Origin of the sequence: Exiguobacterium sp. s21 (assembly GCF_018617975.1) — a bacterium.
GTDB classification, from domain to species: domain Bacteria; phylum Bacillota; class Bacilli; order Exiguobacteriales; family Exiguobacteriaceae; genus Exiguobacterium; species Exiguobacterium mexicanum_A.
In genome coordinates this window covers 298,642-314,862 of sequence record NZ_JACSLF010000001.1, presented here as the reverse complement: position 1 = coordinate 314,862, position 16,221 = coordinate 298,642, and the positions used below count along the sequence as shown (strand labels likewise).

The 16,221-nt window shown below is 53.4% G+C and carries 23 protein-coding genes and 1 other annotated feature; of the genes, 15 read left to right on the top strand and 8 right to left on the bottom strand.

Going from position 1 to position 16,221, the window contains the following annotated elements:
- Nucleotides 1–142 precede the first annotated feature (142 nt).
- The 5 genes from KNP06_RS01620 to KNP06_RS01600 are packed head-to-tail and all read left to right on the top strand — an operon-like array spanning nt 143 to nt 2,743.
- Nucleotides 143–361, top strand: a complete 219-nt coding sequence (locus tag KNP06_RS01620) for a DUF6440 family protein (protein ID WP_214710869.1) — start codon at nt 143–145, stop codon at nt 359–361.
- A complete protein-coding gene (locus KNP06_RS01615; RefSeq protein ID WP_214710957.1) occupies nt 361–894 on the top strand; it encodes a GNAT family N-acetyltransferase in 534 nt (177 codons plus the stop codon). The genes KNP06_RS01620 and KNP06_RS01615 overlap by 1 nt, the downstream gene beginning before the upstream one ends.
- A gap of 15 nt (nt 895–909) precedes the next feature.
- On the top strand, nt 910–1,614 hold the full coding sequence (locus KNP06_RS01610) for an ABC transporter ATP-binding protein (RefSeq protein ID WP_214710870.1): 705 nt from the start codon (nt 910–912) through the stop codon (nt 1,612–1,614).
- Nucleotides 1,611–2,384 carry an ABC transporter permease gene (locus KNP06_RS01605; RefSeq protein ID WP_034778899.1) on the top strand — a complete coding sequence of 258 codons (774 nt, stop codon included), beginning with the start codon at nt 1,611–1,613 and terminating at the stop codon, nt 2,382–2,384. Before KNP06_RS01610 ends, KNP06_RS01605 begins: the two co-directional genes overlap by 4 nt.
- Nucleotides 2,381–2,743: a VOC family protein gene (locus tag KNP06_RS01600; protein ID WP_214710871.1), complete on the top strand. Its 363-nt coding sequence runs from the start codon at nt 2,381–2,383 to the stop codon at nt 2,741–2,743. The genes KNP06_RS01605 and KNP06_RS01600 overlap by 4 nt, the downstream gene beginning before the upstream one ends.
- Before the next feature lie 35 nt (nt 2,744–2,778).
- On the opposite strand, the gene KNP06_RS01595 is transcribed toward KNP06_RS01600, so the two are convergent.
- The 5 genes from KNP06_RS01595 to KNP06_RS01575 form a co-directional block, all read right to left on the bottom strand.
- Nucleotides 2,779–3,192 (bottom strand): hypothetical protein, encoded by a 414-nt coding sequence (locus KNP06_RS01595; RefSeq protein ID WP_214710872.1) that lies wholly within the window; start codon nt 3,190–3,192, stop codon nt 2,779–2,781.
- Between the two features lie 227 nt (nt 3,193–3,419).
- Nucleotides 3,420–3,773, bottom strand: coding sequence for a nuclear transport factor 2 family protein (locus KNP06_RS01590; protein ID WP_214710873.1), 354 nt, complete (start codon nt 3,771–3,773; stop codon nt 3,420–3,422).
- Nucleotides 3,763–4,104, bottom strand: coding sequence for a DMT family transporter (locus KNP06_RS01585; protein ID WP_214710874.1), 342 nt, complete (start codon nt 4,102–4,104; stop codon nt 3,763–3,765). The genes KNP06_RS01590 and KNP06_RS01585 overlap by 11 nt, the downstream gene beginning before the upstream one ends.
- Before the next feature lie 11 nt (nt 4,105–4,115).
- Complete coding sequence (locus KNP06_RS01580; protein WP_214710875.1) at nt 4,116–4,424, bottom strand: DMT family transporter; 309 nt, start codon at nt 4,422–4,424, stop codon at nt 4,116–4,118.
- 1 nt (nt 4,425) lies between these two features.
- The gene (locus KNP06_RS01575; protein ID WP_214710876.1) at nt 4,426–4,953 is read right to left on the bottom strand and encodes a TetR/AcrR family transcriptional regulator; all 528 of its coding nucleotides are present in this window, start codon (nt 4,951–4,953) and stop codon (nt 4,426–4,428) included.
- A gap of 111 nt (nt 4,954–5,064) precedes the next feature.
- On the opposite strand from KNP06_RS01575, the gene KNP06_RS01570 reads away from it, so the two are divergent.
- The 8 genes from KNP06_RS01570 (at nt 5,065) to KNP06_RS01535 (ending at nt 12,491) form a co-directional block, all read left to right on the top strand.
- The gene (locus KNP06_RS01570) at nt 5,065–5,637 is read left to right on the top strand and encodes a zinc dependent phospholipase C family protein (RefSeq protein WP_214710877.1); all 573 of its coding nucleotides are present in this window, start codon (nt 5,065–5,067) and stop codon (nt 5,635–5,637) included.
- Nucleotides 5,634–5,924, top strand: a complete 291-nt coding sequence (locus tag KNP06_RS01565; RefSeq protein WP_214710878.1) for a hypothetical protein — start codon at nt 5,634–5,636, stop codon at nt 5,922–5,924. Before KNP06_RS01570 ends, KNP06_RS01565 begins: the two co-directional genes overlap by 4 nt.
- Nucleotides 5,925–6,479: 555 nt before the next feature.
- Complete coding sequence (locus tag KNP06_RS01560; RefSeq protein WP_214710879.1) at nt 6,480–7,481, top strand: siderophore ABC transporter substrate-binding protein; 1,002 nt, start codon at nt 6,480–6,482, stop codon at nt 7,479–7,481.
- 24 nt (nt 7,482–7,505) lie between these two features.
- Nucleotides 7,506–8,498, top strand: coding sequence for an ABC transporter permease (locus tag KNP06_RS01555; RefSeq protein WP_251129644.1), 993 nt, complete (start codon nt 7,506–7,508; stop codon nt 8,496–8,498).
- Complete coding sequence (locus tag KNP06_RS01550; protein ID WP_214710881.1) at nt 8,495–9,610, top strand: iron chelate uptake ABC transporter family permease subunit; 1,116 nt, start codon at nt 8,495–8,497, stop codon at nt 9,608–9,610. The genes KNP06_RS01555 and KNP06_RS01550 overlap by 4 nt, the downstream gene beginning before the upstream one ends.
- Before the next feature lie 156 nt (nt 9,611–9,766).
- On the top strand, nt 9,767–10,858 hold the full coding sequence (locus KNP06_RS01545; protein ID WP_214706798.1) for an RNA-guided endonuclease TnpB family protein: 1,092 nt from the start codon (nt 9,767–9,769) through the stop codon (nt 10,856–10,858).
- A gap of 164 nt (nt 10,859–11,022) precedes the next feature.
- The gene (locus KNP06_RS01540) at nt 11,023–11,775 is read left to right on the top strand and encodes an iron ABC transporter ATP-binding protein (protein WP_214706800.1); all 753 of its coding nucleotides are present in this window, start codon (nt 11,023–11,025) and stop codon (nt 11,773–11,775) included.
- Nucleotides 11,776–11,792: 17 nt separating this feature from the next.
- On the top strand, nt 11,793–12,491 hold the full coding sequence (locus KNP06_RS01535; RefSeq protein WP_214710882.1) for a dihydropteridine reductase: 699 nt from the start codon (nt 11,793–11,795) through the stop codon (nt 12,489–12,491).
- Nucleotides 12,492–12,494: 3 nt separating this feature from the next.
- Here the strand turns inward: KNP06_RS01535 and KNP06_RS01530 are convergent, their stop codons facing one another.
- Both KNP06_RS01530 and trpE read right to left on the bottom strand, forming a co-directional pair.
- Nucleotides 12,495–13,073: an anthranilate synthase component II gene (locus tag KNP06_RS01530; protein WP_214710883.1), complete on the bottom strand. Its 579-nt coding sequence runs from the start codon at nt 13,071–13,073 to the stop codon at nt 12,495–12,497.
- Entirely contained in the window at nt 13,070–14,401 is a 1,332-nt protein-coding gene (gene trpE, locus KNP06_RS01525; protein WP_214710884.1) for an anthranilate synthase component I, read from the bottom strand. The genes KNP06_RS01530 and trpE overlap by 4 nt, the downstream gene beginning before the upstream one ends.
- Before the next feature lie 43 nt (nt 14,402–14,444).
- Between trpE and KNP06_RS01520 the strand changes: the two genes are divergently transcribed.
- Nucleotides 14,445–15,017 (top strand): DUF3885 domain-containing protein, encoded by a 573-nt coding sequence (locus KNP06_RS01520; RefSeq protein ID WP_214710885.1) that lies wholly within the window; start codon nt 14,445–14,447, stop codon nt 15,015–15,017.
- Nucleotides 15,014–15,246 (bottom strand) — a binding site (T-box leader). Its footprint overlaps the gene before it by 4 nt.
- A 73-nt stretch (nt 15,247–15,319) precedes the next feature.
- On the opposite strand, the gene KNP06_RS01515 is transcribed toward KNP06_RS01520, so the two are convergent.
- On the bottom strand, nt 15,320–15,601 hold the full coding sequence (locus KNP06_RS01515) for a hypothetical protein (protein WP_214710886.1): 282 nt from the start codon (nt 15,599–15,601) through the stop codon (nt 15,320–15,322).
- 180 nt (nt 15,602–15,781) lie between these two features.
- On the opposite strand from KNP06_RS01515, the gene KNP06_RS01510 reads away from it, so the two are divergent.
- Nucleotides 15,782–16,156 carry a nuclear transport factor 2 family protein gene (locus tag KNP06_RS01510; RefSeq protein WP_214710887.1) on the top strand — a complete coding sequence of 125 codons (375 nt, stop codon included), beginning with the start codon at nt 15,782–15,784 and terminating at the stop codon, nt 16,154–16,156.
- Nucleotides 16,157–16,221 lie beyond the last annotated feature (65 nt).

Below are 16,221 nucleotides of genomic sequence, written 5' to 3'. Positions count from 1 at the left end.
CGTTCAGGTGTTGCACTTAATTTTATAATTCATCGTATGGATTAAAGGGGTTTCGCATCCGGCAGTCATGGATACTTCTCATTCATTCATTGAAACGAGAAGATATGTTGCGTACAGTTAGAAGTAGAAAGGTAGGGGTAGGATGTTATTCAAAAAGAAAATAGCAGAAGAAGCGGCAGGATCGAAACGGTTTCACGTCAAGTTGACGGAACAACTGTCGGAACTTGGACAAATCACCATCCTCGTCGATACGGACACCGGCGTGAACTATATCCAGACGTGGGTCGGGCCAGGTGGAGGCATCACTCCGCTACTCGATGCGAATGGTGATGTTGTGGTCGAGGAAGGGTACCGATCGTGATGTCACTCAGCACCAATCGGCTGACGTTACGGCGGGTGACAGCGGACGATGCACCACACCTGTTGGCATATTTATCGAAACCTGAGGTCGTCCGCCATATGGGACTCGACCCGTTCACGTCGTTAGAGGATGCGTTAGAAGAGATTGCATGGTACGATTCGATTCTCGAGGAAGGGACAGGTGTCCGCTGGGGAATCACGTTGACCGGGCAAGACGAGGTCATCGGCAGTTGCGGATTTTTGAACGTGTCAGCGAAGCACCAGCGAGCCGAAATCGGGTTTGAGCTCAGCTCGAATCATTGGGGAAGAGGCATTGCCGGTGAGGCGCTCCGCGCGGTCGTTCGTCATGCGTTCACACAACTCGGGTTCCATCGTATCGAGGCGCTCGTCGAGCCGGCGAATACCGCGTCACAACAGCTACTCGAGCGGGTCGGATTTACGCGAGAAGGGTTGCTACGGGGGTATGAGTTCACACGTGGTAAGTACGACGATTTATATATGTATTCATTGCTTGAGACAGACAGCATGACATGATGGGAGGCGACGCCGATGCAGATTATTGAGTTCAAGAACGTGAGTCATGGAGACATTTTACATAGCGTGACGGGTTATTTTCGGGAAGGACGGATCACGACGTTCGTCGGTCCGAGCGGTGCCGGTAAGACGACGTGCCTGAAGCACATCAACGGCCTGTTATCGCCGGACACCGGCGCGATTTATTTTAAAGGGGAGAACATCGATTCGATTGATGTCATCGAGTTGCGCCAACGTGTCGGTATGGCGTTCCAAAGTGCGCCGATGATTGATGGCACGGTGTACGACAACATGAACCTGCCGAAAGCCATCTTCGGCGAGACGCTCGAACGGGAACGGGCGGCGGACCTGTTGCAGAAAGTCGACTTGGGCGGGATCTCGCTCGACCAACCGATCAAGACGTTGTCGGGCGGGGAACGGAGTCGTGTCGCCATTGCCCGGACGCTCGTCAACAAGCCGGACGTGCTGTTATTGGACGAGATTACGGCGAGCCTCGACTATCGGACCGTGAAAGAGATTGAGCGGTTGATTGTGAGACTGCAAAAAGACTTCGGGGTCACCGTCGTCTGGATTACGCACGACCTCGATCAAGCCCGTCGTGTCAGTGATGACATGTGGTTCTTGCGAAACGGGGAACTGATTGAGTTCGGCGACGCGACGTTCATCGACGAGTCCGACAACCCGATGATCGGTCGTTTCGTGAGGGGGGAAGAACTATGACGTTCATCGAACTGATGACCTCGTTGGTTTTCGTCGCCATCCCGCTCGGTTTGGCGCTGTTCTTAAAACTTGGGCTCGAACGCGACATCTTGATTGCGACGGTGCGGTCGATTGTTCAGTTGCTCATCATCGGCTATATTTTGACGTTCGTCTTCGAGAGCGACAGCCCGGTGTTCATGTTGCTCATGATCCTGCTCATGATCGGGGCGGCGACACAGAACATCATCAAAAAAGGGGACGGCATCCCCGGCATCACATGGATGATTCTGCTCACGCTCGTCACGGTCGAGACGTTGACGATGGGTCTCATGCTCGGGCTAGGCATCATCCCGTTTGAGCCGGAGAAAGTCATCCCAATCAGCGGCATGGTCATCGGGAACTGTATGGTGTTGTCGCTCCTGTTCTTGAACAAGTTCAAAGACGAGGTCGAGCGGAGCGATGAAGTGATTGAGCTCATCTTGTCGTTCGGTGGCACACCGAAAGCAGCGATTGAGCGCAGTTTGAAGAGCGCCATCCGCACGAGCATGATTCCGACGGTCGAGGCGCAGAAGACGATGGGGCTCGTCCAACTCCCGGGTATGATGAGTGGTCTCATCATCGGCGGGGCCGACCCGATGGAGGCGGTGCTCTATCAATTGCTCATCTTGTTCCTCATCTTGACGACCGCATCCATCTCGGCGGTCATGGTCGGCTATCTCGCGTACCCGCGCCTGTTCAACCAAAAACTTCAGTTCGTCGGGTTGACGTATCGAAAGGGGAAAACGACATGATTCAAGGCATCCATCACGTGCAAATCACGATCCCGAAAGGGGAGGAAGCCCGTGCCCGTGCATTTTATTGCGGCGTGCTCGGTCTTCCAGAAATCGAGAAGCCGGTGTCACTTCAAGGACGGGGCGGGTTTTGGCTCGAGGTCGGCGACCGTAGCGTCCACGTCGGGACCGAGGACGGGGTTGACCGACTGTCGACGAAAGGACACGTCGCCTATGCCGTGACCGATTTGGCGGAATGGGGACAGAAGCTCGAGGCGGAAGGGATCGAGCGGCTCACGGGCATCCCGATTCCCGGATTCGACCGGTTCGAGTTCCGCGACCCGTTCGGCAATCGAGTCGAGATGATTCAAGCCATCTAAACGGAGAGTGCCCACAGTGGGTGCTCTTTTTTTGTTCAAGAGATGCCGAACAGTTCGATGACAGCTTTCCAATTGGAAGGATAGGCGTTGCTGCCACTATGCTGGTGCAACAGTTTGCCGTGACGGTTCACGGTGAAGTTCCACTGCGTCCCGTCCATCGTGAAGCATCCTTTCTCTTCGAACACTTCAGGCCAGCGATGGGAGACGAGCGACACGAATCGCTCATGGACGCGGAAGGCATCTGTTTCGTTGTACCAACCGGACTTGGAGATCGCCGTGCTCAAGTCGAACTCTTCGCGCCAGATGATTTCCCGTTTGACCGCGCCATCTTCAAAAAACGTGAAGGTGGACTCGTTATGGACGCCGAAGCCGCCGACCGTGAACGTGACGGTGACGGTCGGTCGTTTTTTACGGATGGCATCGAGCGGGATGGTCGGCTCGAACGTCAATTTCGCTTCACGCGACGGCTTTGAGGGCCAGCTGTTCTTCTACGGAACGCCTCGGACGAACGGATTGAAACCATTGCTTTTTTGTGTGTTGACTCATGTTCATCTTCCTTTCACCTCATCGGATGGATTGATTATAAGCAAAATGAACATGATGGGTATGTACAAAAATGAATCAGGTACGACGAAAGGGAGTGTCGATTGGGACACTCCCTTTTGAGGTAACGTATTTAGTGTCGAGAAGGCGGAACGATTGTCCCTTGATGGAACCGCATCTTCCACTGGCCATCGACGTTCACCCAAATCGAACTGCGCAAGGCGATGCGTCCGGTGGAGTGGTCTTCGGTCCGATACGTGGCCAGGACGACGTCGTCTTGAACGGTATCCAGTGAGAAGTCGGATAAGGTGATGTGAATCTCGCCGAGGTCCATCGTGGCGGCAGATGCCGTCCGATATAACATGCGCCCCGAACTGCCGATTTCAAAAAAATCATCCGTGAGTAGACGGTGCAAGTGCTCAGGCGATGTGCGCACTTCGGTCGTCAGCAACGCCCGTTCCTGTCGTTCGATCAAGTCAGCCAGCATGTGGTTGCTCCTCCTGTTTTCCAAGATTCATGACGATGACGCCGAGTACGATAACGATCAGGCCGATGCTGTTCAAGGTCGACAGCACTTCCCCATACACGAACACCCCAATCAGCCCGGTCGCGACCGTGCCAAGTCCCGCCCAGACGCTATAGGCAATGCTGAGTGGGATGGTCTTCAAGACGATGCCCATCAACGTGAACGAGATGGCGAAGCTGATTAAGAGAACGAGACTCGGGAACAGATTGGTGAATCCGTCCGACAGCTTCAACATCGACGTCCCGAGCACTTCGAACGCAATCGATAACAGTAAGATTCCGTATGATTTCATGATTTCCCTCCTCATAGTTTCATCAAGACGAGCCCGATGATGACAAGCCCGATGCCCATGACGGTCTGAATCCGGACTTGTTCCTTGAAAACGAGGAAGCCGATCAGCGCCGTCGCCGCCGTGCCGACCCCGCTCCAAAACGCATAGGCGAAACTGAGCGGGATGGAAAGAAGGGCGAGCGACAACAAGTAAAATGCCGTCACGTAACCGAAGGCGACACCAAGGACGGGCAGGCGGCTCGTTGTCGTCGCGTTCAGCTTCAACATGCTCGAACCGAACAGTTCAGAGACGATGGCACCGACGAGATAGACGAAGCCCATGTTACGATTCTCCTTTTGACAGCGCGTCGCACTTTTGTCGGATGATGCGGGCGGCACGGTCTTTGAACGCAGCGCTATAGCCATATGTCAACGCGAACCAAAACCCGTCACAGAGCAGTCGAAGCTCGAGCACGCGATCAGCGTCAGGACCATCCACGGCGAACTGTTCATCCCAACGTTTGGCGGCGTCATTCCAAAGCTTTCCACTCGCATCTTCTTGGGATGAGATGAAGACGGCAATCAAGTCAGCATCACCTTCGCTATAATCGAGCGTCGCGAGGGCGTAGGCGCGTGTGAACGGATAAGGACCATCCAACCCCGTTTGATGATGGACGATTCGATTTTCAAATTCATCGAGCGCCATTCTATTCATCTGCTGCAACAGGTTGGCCTTGCTCTCAAAGTGGTATAAAACGCCACCTTTCGTAATACCGGCGCGTTTGGCTAAGTGGTCCATCGACAGTTGTTGAATGCCCTCGGCTTGAATGATCTGTGCGGCGGTCCGCAGTAACAGTTGTTTTTTATTCATGTGTGTCCCCCTCACTATACTGAACGGTCAGTACAGTGAGCGTATCAGACTAGAGGTGGGTTGTCGAGATGAATACTTGAATGGGATAATTAGGAAAAGGGGGGGAAGAGGATGGGTTCACATTTGATGCATCTCGTCATCGCGAATGAGGTGTGGGCGTATTTGACAGATGTCGATCGCACGGCTTTTTTGTTGGGGAATCTTGCGCCCGATGCGACGACTTCTAAACAAAACACCCACTATTACGCGGGGCGGCATGAGGATATGACAAGACGGCTCGACCTTAATCAATATTGGGTGGACAGTGTGGACGAGAATCAATCGTTCCGCCTCGGCTATTATTGCCATCTCGTCGCGGACGAGATTTGGCTACAAGGTTTCTACAAGGGATGGCTCAAGCAAGTCATCACGAATGACCCGGAAAAGCGGGCAATGTATTATGCCGATTTTGATGCGTATAACGCTCGTTTAGGGAAGCGATTGGATGCCTTCGATTTCGACGTGTTAACCGATGCCGCACGAGACGAGCTGCTGGCACTGATCCTCAAAATCAAGCAAGATGCGGAGGCGAAAGAGGAAGGGACGTATACGATGTTTTTGCCACACCAGCTCGATGGCTACGTCGAGACGTGCATCCTTCGTTGCCGACAGATAGTCCAACAGAAGAGTGAGGTGATTACATGATTCGACGCCACTATGCGCCGCTCTACGTAACGTTTGGACTTTCGATTCTGACAATCGTGGCGCTGTTCACCTTGAACGCTCGTTATTTTCCGAATTTGGACTTGATGATGGCCATCTGGGTGTACATCGCTTTAGATATCGCCTTGATCGCCACATTGATTTGGGGCCTATTCTCGAAAGAGAAGATGGTACGCGTGTTCAGCCTCGTTGGGAATCTTGGGTTGATCGTGCCGCTATCGATTTGGATTTTTCTGTTGTTGCTTGCTAATGGGATTTCGGAAGCATGAGGGGTGATAAATCAAACGTGCCATTTTTGATGCGTCCTGTTCCGTTTTTCATCTTGCTCGCATTGTGCGGACCGCTCGCATTAGCGCTTGTCTTGATTTATTGGCGTGATTTGCCAGAGGATAGGCGCGGTCCCCATGTGATTATGTCTATCTTGTTCTCACTCCTATTCATTTCAAAAATTCTTCCGAAGGGATGGTTGCGAATCCTCGTATTCTCATTCACGTACACACTTGTTTTATTTATCACCTACAGCATTTGGGGTCGGAGAAGAAAACGAAAAAAAGAATAGCTGTATAATTTGGAAAGTAGCCACACAAGCTGCTTTCTTTTTTTGTTCGCATTAGATAGAAAGAATAATATTTCGATTTCCAATTTGAAAAATTTGGCATTGCACAACCTATTTTTGTTTGTTATGCTTCTCAATGAAAACGACAATGATAATCATTATCAGTTAGAAAGCGTCAGTATCCATACATAGAGCAAAATTGTGAAACAGTTGCGGACTCACTGAGAAGGTCGTCATTCAAAAACAGATACACAGGGAGATGGAAAGAATGGGGAAATGGAAAGCAGCAGTCATGCTCACATCACTCGTCTTCACGCTAGCCGCATGCGATAGCACGGACGAAACGAAAGACGCAGGAAGCGCGGAAGCGGAGACAGCACCGAAAACAGTTGAAATCACGGACGCACATGGAACAATCGATGTGCCGGTCAACCCGGAGAAGGTCGTCGCGCTCGATAACCGAACGTTCGAGACGCTCTCAGATTGGGAAATCGACTTGGTCGCCGCCCCAATCGGATTAATTCCAGCGGACTTGCCTTATAAAAACGACAAAGACATCGTTGACGTCGGGATGCACAATGAACCGAACTTAGAAGCGATTGCCGGTGTGGATCCGGATGTCGTCATCGTCGGGCAACGATTCGCCGACTACTACGACGACATTAAAAAATTAGTTCCGGAAGCGGCCGTCATCGATTTGGACATCGAGCTCCCAGAAGATGCGGGCACTCCAGGTGAAATCTTGGTCGAAGGCTTTGAGACAACGACGCGCTCACTCGGACAAATCTTTGAAAAAGAAACGGAAGCAAATGAGCTCATCGCGAGCTTCGAAGCATCGATTGAAAGTGTGAAAGAGGCATACGACAGTGAAGACACGGTCATGTCAGTCATCGTCTCAGGCGGAAATATCGGCTTCTCGGCACCGAACACAGGACGTGTCTTCGGACCGATGTATGACATCTTTGACTGGACACCAGCCCTCGAAGTAGCGAAAACGACAGGGGACCATCAAGGGGATGAGGTCTCGGTCGAAGCGATTGCCGAGAGTGACCCGGACTGGTTGTTCGTCCTCGACCGTGATGCGGCCATTTCAAGCATGGAAGACGCAGTGCCTGCAGCGGACGTGATCGATAACGCACCGGCGCTCCAAAAAACGAAAGCCGTGACAGACGAAAAAATCGTGTATGCGCCGAACGATACGTACATCAACGAGTCGATTCAAACTTATTCTGAACTATTCAACGATATCGCAGCCGCGCTTTCGAAATAAGGGAGTCACGTTGTGCAAAAACCAATGACAGCAAGGGTTGAGACATTGTCTCAGCCCTCCTTTTCTAACATTTGGACGAAGTCCTTTATCGTAGCAATGCTCGTGGTGTTCATATTGGCGGGCCTTTCGCTCGTGACCGGCGTCTATGACATTCGTCAAGAAGGCGGGTCGGACATGTTTTGGATCACCCGCGTTCCGCGCACGGTCGCCATCATGTTGACCGGTGCCGCCATGGCGATGTCGGGGCTCGTCATGCAACTGATCACACAGAACCGTCTCGTCGAACCGACGACGACAGGTACACTCGAATGGGCGGGGCTCGGCCTGCTCGCTGTGTATCTGCTCGTCCCGGCTCCGACGCTCATGATGCGGATGACGGGGGCAATCGTCTTTTCATTCATCGGAACGATGGTCTTCTTCTGGTTTCTGCGCTCGGTCAAACTCCGCTCGTCGTTGATTGTCCCGATTATCGGACTCATGCTCGGGGCGGTCGTCTCGGCCGTATCGACGTTTCTCGGTCTATTCTTTCAAGCGAGCCAGACGATCGAAGGTTGGTTCGTCGGGTCGTTCGCATCAGTTCAGGTCGGACGGTATGAATATCTGTGGCTCATCATCCTCGTCACGTTCTTCATCTTCATCCTCGCGAACCGCTTGACGCTCGCTGGACTCGGAGAAGACATCGCGACGAGCCTCGGCGTCAACTACAGCCGTTTGATTTTGATTGCGACGGGATTGATCGCGCTCGCGGTCGGGGTCGTGGCGACGGTCATCGGCAATCTGCCGTTTCTCGGGCTGATCGTCCCGAACATCGTCTCGATGTTTCGCGGGGATGACCTCCGCAGCAACTTGCCGTGGGTATGCGTCATCGGGATGGGAACGGTCCTCGTCAGCGATTTGATTTCGCGGACGATTATCATGCCGTTCGAATTGCCGGTATCGCTCATTCTCGGCACGGTCGGGTCAATCGTATTTATCGTAATTCTCTTGAGACAACGGAAGATGGGAGGGGTACGATGAGCACACTTCTTGAAAATAAGACGAAGCATCGGGAAGCATACGATGTTGATGGTCGGTCCGTGCATACAGACGATCGGTGTGCGACGGCGTTCCGTTCGAGACGAGAACAGCGCCGCTATTGGTTGTTCCTTGCCTTCTTTATCGTCGGGGGACTGCTCTGTGCGTTCGGGTTACTCGTCTACAACAATCCGGTCCCGTTCGACTCACCGTCGTTCGTCCCGGTCGTCGAGCGTCGGGTTGTCGCCGTCATCACGATGGCAATCGCCGCGCTCTGTCAAAGCCTGGCGACGGTCGCGTTTCATTCGGTGACGAACAACCGCATCATCACACCATCGTTACTCGGGTTCGACGCACTCTACTCGACGATTCAGACGAGTATGATCTTCTTCTTCGGGGCGGGTGCGCTAATCGGTTTTTCGGGGACGGGTGCCTTTTTGACCCAGGTTGGCCTCATGGTGCTCATGAGTCTGCTCTTGTACGGCTGGCTCTTGTCCGGGAAATACGGCAACCTGCAACTGATGCTTCTCGTCGGGATTATCATCGGGACGGGATTGAATTCGGTGTCCTCGTTCATGCGACGCATGCTCGCGCCATCCGAGTTCGACGTCCTGCAGGCCCGTCTGTTCGGTTCGGTCATGCATGCCGATGCCGCCTACTTCCCGATTGTTATCCCGATCGTGATTGTCGTCGGAATCTTGTTGTATAGCTTCTCCAATCGCTTGAACGTCGTCGCACTCGGGAAAGACGTGGCGACATCGTTCGGGGTGAACCATCGCCGGAGCGTCATCTTTACGCTCGTCTTAATCTCGCTTCTCATGTCGGTATCGACGGCGCTGATTGGACCGTTGACGTTCTTTGGATTCTTGGTGGCGACGCTCAGCTATCAAGTCGCGGCGACATACGATCATAAATACGTGTTTCCGATGGCGTTCGCGCTTGGCTTCTTCGTTCTGACGAGCGCGTATTTCTTTATGTATCACATTCTCAATACACCGAGTGTCGTGTCCGTCATCATTGAACTGTTCGGCGGCATGGTTTTCTTAGCACTGATTATAACAAAATCAAACGAGAATTCTCTCTCCTCTAAGCGTCCAAGGCGCAGTCTAGCGTAGGTAGGAGATGAATCGATTAGCCTTGAATCCTTCAGCCAACCTGTGACAGATATAACGAACGAAAGTTCGTATTTCTGTCAGATTTCCTCTCCTCCTCCGCGGGTATGAAATGAGGAAGACGCACATCACGATTTTCTGCCGAGGGGAGGGATAGACGTGCTGAAGGGCTACAAATACCGGCTCCATCCGACGGCTGCGCAAGCCGAATTCCTGATCCGAACGATCGGCTGCGCCCGGTTCGTCTACAACAAACTGCTCGAGGACCGCATCACCATCTACGAGGAGGCGAAGCTCGGAGACGGACCGAAGCGAAAACCGCCGACACCGGCCTCCTACAAACCGTTATTCCCGTTCCTGTGTGAGGCGGACAGCCTCGCGCTCGCCAACGCGAAGCTGCACCTCGACGCGGCGTTCGCGAGCTTCTTCGCCGGGACGGCCGGTTTCCCGGTGTTCAAGTCGAGACGGAAGGCGCGTGCCTCCTACACGACGAACAACCAGCACGGCACGATCCGCATCGAGGCGGGAAAAGTCCGTCTGCCGAAGGTCGGGTTCGTCCGCTTCACACAGCACCGAGGCTTCCAAGGAGAAATCCGGTCGGCGACCGTGTCGATGACGAAAACGGGCAAGTTCTTCGTGTCGCTCCTCGTCGAGCAGGACGACGAGCCATGGGTCCCGGCCGAGCACAAAATCGGGATCGACCTCGGCCTCGGACACTTCGCAGTCATGACGAACGACGAGCTTGTCACGGAGAAGGTCCCGAACCCGCGCAACCTGCGCGAGGCCGAGACGCGGCTCAAACGGGCGCAGCGTGCGCTCTCCCGCAAGAAGTCAGGCAGCAGGAACCGCGAGAAGGCCCGGCTCCTCCTCGCGAAGAAACACGAGAAGGTTGCCAATCGGCGCAACGACTTCCTCCACAAGCTGTCGCGACGCATCGTCGACGAGAACCAAGTCGTCGTGATCGAGACGCTGAAACCGATGGAGATGATGAAGGATTGTCGCCTGTCAAAATCAATCGGGGACGCCGCGTGGGGCGAGTTCGCCCGCCAGCTCGCCTACAAATGCAGGTTCTATGGACGCACGTTGATCCTTGTCGACCAATGGTTTGCCTCGACTCAAGTCTGTTCGGCCTGCGGCGAGAACGGCGGCAAGAAGGAGCTAGACATCCGCGAGTGGACATGCGCCGCGTGCTTCGCGCACCACGACCGTGACGTCAACGCGAGTCTCAACCTGTTGCATCTCGCTGACTGAAAAAAATCAGGGCAGGGACTGTCCGACGAGCTTGGTCAACAACCGTGGCTAACAAAAGCACGGTCTTCCCAAGAAGCTCCCACTCAAGTTGCGAAGCAAACAAGTGGTAAGTAGTTCACGGAAGAGGTCACTATGATTCAGTTTAGTTCACGAAAGAGGTCGCTATGATTCAATTAGAACAAGTACAAAAATCGTATTCGGATAATGTCCAAATCGGACCAATCAATCTCGACATCCCGAAGGCTGGGTTCACGTCGTTGATCGGACCGAACGGGGCTGGGAAATCGACGACGCTCATGATGATCGGCCGTTTGCTCGATTTAGACGCGGGTCAAATCCAAGTCGCCGGCATGGACGTGTCAAGCACGAAATCGAAAGACTTGGCGAAAATCGTCACGATTTTACGGCAAGAGAATCATTTCGTGACGCGTCTCACCGTCCGTCAGCTCGCGGGATTCGGACGTTTCCCATACTCGAAGGGGCGGTTGACGCAAGAGGACGAACGGATCATCTCGAAATATATCGACTTCCTCGATCTGACGTCGCTCGAGCATCGCTATCTCGATGAACTGTCGGGCGGGCAGCGCCAACGGGCGTACGTCGCGATGGTGCTCTGTCAGGAAACGGATTACGTGCTCCTCGACGAGCCGCTCAACAACCTCGATATCGCTCGCTCGGTCCAGATGATGGAATACTTGCGGCACGTCGCCGACGAGTTTGGACGGACGATTGTCACGGTGCTCCATGACATCAACTTCGCGGCGAAATATTCGGACCGCATCTGTGCGATGAAAGACGGGAACATCGCCGCCTTTGGTACGGTCGAAGAGATTATGGACGCAGACATCCTATCTGACATTTTTGAGACGAAACTGGAGATCATTCAAGGGCCGTATGGACCGATCGCAGTCTATTAAAGAAAGGACGGGATTCGATGCTGATTTACTGGACACCGATTCAACAAGTCGTAGAGGAAGCAAAAGACACTTACACGTTCAAGCTTGAGCTACCGGCTGGCTTCACATGGGAAGAAGGCGCGCACACGCACTTCGCGCTCGAGGGCTTCAATCAAGAAGATAGACCGAACCGGACGTTGATTCGTCATATGTCGATCTCGACGTTGCCGCATGAAGGTGCGATCGGCATCACGACCCGGGTCAAACCGGAATGTTCGACGTTCAAATCAATCTTGCGTGACATGAACATCGGGGACAAGGTCGCCATCTTCAAGACGCATTCGAACGTGCCATTGAAGCGGGAAGGGAAGAACGTCTATCTGTTATCGTGCGGGGTCGGCATTGCGACGTTCCGCCCGCTCGTACTCGCGTATTTGGCGAACGGGGAAGGTGTGCCGCACCTCCACTCGTTGAACGTCGACTCGTCGAAAGAATATTTGTTTAACGATGTGTTCGCGTCAACGAATGGATTCACGGCCGAGTTCGTCGACAATCGTCCGGACTATTACCAGCTGGTCGAGACGCTCGCCGCAGACAAAGACGGACTGTTTTACCTTGTCGGCAGCGATGACTTCTTGCATGAGACGATTGCCAAATTGCGTCAAAATGGCGTGACGCCGGACCAAATCATGCTCGACAAACATTACTTCCAAATGGAAGATTTCTTGAAGGCCTGACGCTCAGACCGAGGACGCGTTCCTCGGTCTTTTTGCATGGCACAAGTCGACGAAGCGCTTGAACACGTCACGTCCGTTTGGCGTTCCAATCGATTCGGGATGGAACTGGACACCATATGTCGGGTGCTCGGGATGTTCGAGCGCCATGATGACCTCGTCATACGTACGAGCGGTCACGACGAGGTCCGTCTCCAAGACGACGAGCGAATGGTAGCGCATGACCTCACTCGGACTCCCGTCGAACAAGACGCCCGGGGTCGTCTCGATCACGGACGTCTTCCCATGCATGACTTGTTCGGCCCGACCGACCGTGCCACCGAACGCCTCGGCGATGACTTGATGTCCGAGACAGACGCCAAGGATGGGGATGGTGCCGGACAAGGTGCGGACGACATCGAGCGAGACACCGGCATCCAGCGGGCCACCTGGACCCGGAGAGATGATAATTCCAGCCGGATTGAGGTCGCGAATCGCATCGATTGTCAGTTCGTCATTGCGGACGACCAAGACGTCGCTGAACCGGGCGACATCTTGATACACGTTATACGTGAACGAGTCGTAGTTATCGATGAGTAGAATCATGCGAACACCTCCAAGAGTGATTTGGCTTTATGCAACGTCTCTTCATATTCTGACACCGGGTCCGAGTCGTAGACGATGCCGGCACCGGCTTGGACATAGGCCGTGTCACCTTGAACGACCATCGTCCGAATGGCGAGGGCGAAATCATAGCCGCCCCGGACGTCGAGATAGCCGACGGCCCCGGCATATACTTCGCGCTTCACCGTTTCCAATTCGTCAATCAGCTGCATCGCTCGAATTTTTGGGGCGCCCGAGACGGTACCGGCCGGGAGACAGGCCCGCAGCGCGTCAATCGGATTCAAGTCGTCGCGCAGTTCACCTTCGACCTCGGAGACGAGATGCATGACGTTTTTGAAGTGCTCGATTTCCATCTGTTTCGGAATCGTGACCGAGCCGACTTTGGCGACCCGGCCGATGTCGTTGCGACCGAGGTCGAGGAGCATCCGGTGCTCGGCGAGTTCTTTCTCGTCTTGAATCAGATCAGCAGCGTGACGCACGTCTTCTTCGATTGTCTTGCCACGGGGGCGGGTGCCGGCGATCGGGTTCGTCGAGACACGATTGCCCTCGACGCGAACGAGACTCTCCGGGGACGCCCCGAGGACGATCGCCTCGCCTAGGTCGATATAGAACAAGTACGGACTCGGGTTCTGTTTCCGGAGCGTCCGGTAAAAGTGGAACGGGTCGCCGGTGAACGTCGCATCGATTCGTTGGGATAAGACGAGTTGGAACACCTCACCGGCGAGGATGGCTTCTTTCGCTTTTAGGACGCGTTCGACAAATTCATCCTTGCCAGTCAACACCCGTTCACTCGTGCGGACGACGGGGGCAAGTTCGTGTGTCTTCGCCGTCTCGAGTGCCAGTTTGACGTGGTGGAGTCGCTTCTCAGCGGCATCATCCCCGGTGTCGATTACGATGACCTGCTCCTCGACGTGATCATAGAGAACGACCGTCTCATATCGTTGGAACAAGGCGTCCGGCAAACCACGCGTCTCGCTCGGGGTATTCGGGATCGGTTCATAGACGCGCTGCATGTCATAGCCGATATAGCCGACGGCACCGCCGATGAACGGATAGGGGGCGTCCGGTGTGTCCCGCGCAACCAGTTCCGATAACAAGGCGAGCGGATCTTCCGTGTGCATCGTGCCGGATGCGTCGGTCACTTCGTTGCCTTCGGCGCGAATCGTCTCGACTGGGTTCGAAGCGATGATCGAGTAGCGGCCGTGCTTGCCTTCGGCGCGACTCTCGAGCAACACTTTCCGTTTACCTTCTAAGCGGTGGAAGATTGCCACAGGTGTCAGTTCGTCGCCGTTGATGATGAGTTGTTTCATATCGATAACCTCCTTATAATTTGAAAGAAAAGGGGAAACTATGATGCACATCTTAAAACCGAATCAATTCTCAGGAGGTGCGCTCACTGAACACATCGAGCTAGAAGAAGAATTAAGTCCGTTTCTCGATCGATCGGATGAGTTGAATCAAGCGTATTTCGATGCCGTGATACGAAAAGCGAAGGGGTTGTTCGACACCTTGTTTCCGGACGGTGAGGGCTTCACGCTCGTGTATCATGTTTATGGTGATCACCCGGGCAACACCGGTATGTTTCGATTGATTCGCGACAAATCGCTCCGCTTTCAGACGGCGTTGATTCGTTCCGAAGAAGAGGAAGAGACGCTCTGGACGTATATCGTGCCGATTGCCGATCGAGACCAGATCCGGATGTCTCGTCTGTTGGAGGCGATTTGTCACCAAGACTTTCAACCATTGAGACCACGACTGCGTGGCTGGGCCATGTCGTATCCTGCCGTTCAGTTCATTCATCAGGAAGCAGGACATATACTATTTGTTTATGATGACCGTGGTGCCTATATCCGCGGAACATCACCCGAACACCTCCAAGCGATCAAACAAAAAATCTCCTCGTCCTTCATGCCCGATCGGACATGAAGGACGAGGAGATTTCCCCGTGTTGCCACCTTCGTTGAGAGACTTCGCACCTCCCCACTCATCGCGAACCATCATTCGCTATCCTCGGTAACGGGAGGACCCGTCAGAGCCTACGTATCGGTCTGAACGCTCAAAAGCCCATTCACGTGAGACACGTCACCGGTTCGCATCGACCACCGGCTTTCTGGAGACGTATCTTCACGCTACTCTTCTTTCTCATCGCGAGTTCGTATGAACGTTATCGTTACTTTAACGGGCTGAAGTCAGAATGTCAATATCGAAATTGTCAGAATGATTAAGGCTCAGGAATGTTTTTCTATCTGGCGCTCGGTCTTCCGTTTACTGAGCAACGTATAGGCGATGAGAAACGAGGGAATCGGAAAAAGACAATTCCAAGACGATGGAGAAGTGAGCGTCCCGTAGTACACGAGACCCATCGTCATTTCAATTGCGAGATTGAGCACCAACGTGATGAGCGGGGCGATATAAGCCTTTTCGAATCGTAACGCGACGAGGACACCGGTCCCGATGGTGAGTATAGGGATGATGACGAGTTGCCAGATGACCGGGTCGATGAAATGCATATGCTTAATCCTTTCGTAATGGAATAAACTGTATATTGCTAAGTATACAGGGGATAGAGGATAAGAAAAAGAATACTACCGATGTGGTTACGTACAATCGAACAATTGAGACGACCCTTACGAGTGAGACGACTCGAGCATACGAGTATGTTATGATGGACGCGAAAGGTAGGTACATCAATGGAAACAATCAACTTAAAACAACTTTCTGACGAACGGGCCGCACTTCAAGTCAAGGGCGACCTGGACGCGATGCGCAGCATCATGCACGACGAGTTTCGTTACGTCGACTCGAGCGGACGTCAGTTTGATAAAGAGACATTTTTAGATCAGTTCGTCGACCCGGCGTCGGTCCAGTGGATCACGCAGGAGACCGTCACGTTTGACGAGACGGTTTCAGGCGAGATCGCCCTCATCCAACTATTGCTGGAAGAACGCTTCATTCTTGGTACGAACGCCTATGAAGGCCGGTTTTGGGTGTTGCACGTCTATGTGAAAGAAAATGACACGTGGCTCTGGCAAGGTGGACAAGCGACAATGATCAACGAACTATAATATCATCTCCAAATGGCGATTATCTAATAAAGTTAGATCTCGAATCTAATTTTAAAAGGTAATTT

Coding starts and splice junctions, on each gene's coding strand:
- KNP06_RS01620 (WP_214710869.1), top strand. CDS start 143: ATGTTATTCAAAAAGAAAATAGCAGAAGAAGCGGCAGGATCGAAACGG.
- KNP06_RS01615 (WP_214710957.1), top strand. CDS start 361: ATGTCACTCAGCACCAATCGGCTGACGTTACGGCGGGTGACAGCGGAC.
- KNP06_RS01610 (WP_214710870.1), top strand. CDS start 910: ATGCAGATTATTGAGTTCAAGAACGTGAGTCATGGAGACATTTTACAT.
- KNP06_RS01605 (WP_034778899.1), top strand. CDS start 1,611: ATGACGTTCATCGAACTGATGACCTCGTTGGTTTTCGTCGCCATCCCG.
- KNP06_RS01600 (WP_214710871.1), top strand. CDS start 2,381: ATGATTCAAGGCATCCATCACGTGCAAATCACGATCCCGAAAGGGGAG.
- KNP06_RS01590 (WP_214710873.1), bottom strand. CDS start 3,773: ATGCTGGCTGACTTGATCGAACGACAGGAACGGGCGTTGCTGACGACC.
- KNP06_RS01585 (WP_214710874.1), bottom strand. CDS start 4,104: ATGAAATCATACGGAATCTTACTGTTATCGATTGCGTTCGAAGTGCTC.
- KNP06_RS01580 (WP_214710875.1), bottom strand. CDS start 4,424: ATGGGCTTCGTCTATCTCGTCGGTGCCATCGTCTCTGAACTGTTCGGT.
- KNP06_RS01575 (WP_214710876.1), bottom strand. CDS start 4,953: ATGAATAAAAAACAACTGTTACTGCGGACCGCCGCACAGATCATTCAA.
- KNP06_RS01570 (WP_214710877.1), top strand. CDS start 5,065: ATGGGTTCACATTTGATGCATCTCGTCATCGCGAATGAGGTGTGGGCG.
- KNP06_RS01565 (WP_214710878.1), top strand. CDS start 5,634: ATGATTCGACGCCACTATGCGCCGCTCTACGTAACGTTTGGACTTTCG.
- KNP06_RS01560 (WP_214710879.1), top strand. CDS start 6,480: ATGGGGAAATGGAAAGCAGCAGTCATGCTCACATCACTCGTCTTCACG.
- KNP06_RS01555 (WP_251129644.1), top strand. CDS start 7,506: ATGACAGCAAGGGTTGAGACATTGTCTCAGCCCTCCTTTTCTAACATT.
- KNP06_RS01550 (WP_214710881.1), top strand. CDS start 8,495: ATGAGCACACTTCTTGAAAATAAGACGAAGCATCGGGAAGCATACGAT.
- KNP06_RS01540 (WP_214706800.1), top strand. CDS start 11,023: ATGATTCAATTAGAACAAGTACAAAAATCGTATTCGGATAATGTCCAA.
- KNP06_RS01535 (WP_214710882.1), top strand. CDS start 11,793: ATGCTGATTTACTGGACACCGATTCAACAAGTCGTAGAGGAAGCAAAA.
- KNP06_RS01530 (WP_214710883.1), bottom strand. CDS start 13,073: ATGATTCTACTCATCGATAACTACGACTCGTTCACGTATAACGTGTAT.
- trpE (WP_214710884.1), bottom strand. CDS start 14,401: ATGAAACAACTCATCATCAACGGCGACGAACTGACACCTGTGGCAATC.
- KNP06_RS01520 (WP_214710885.1), top strand. CDS start 14,445: ATGCACATCTTAAAACCGAATCAATTCTCAGGAGGTGCGCTCACTGAA.
- KNP06_RS01515 (WP_214710886.1), bottom strand. CDS start 15,601: ATGCATTTCATCGACCCGGTCATCTGGCAACTCGTCATCATCCCTATA.
- KNP06_RS01510 (WP_214710887.1), top strand. CDS start 15,782: ATGGAAACAATCAACTTAAAACAACTTTCTGACGAACGGGCCGCACTT.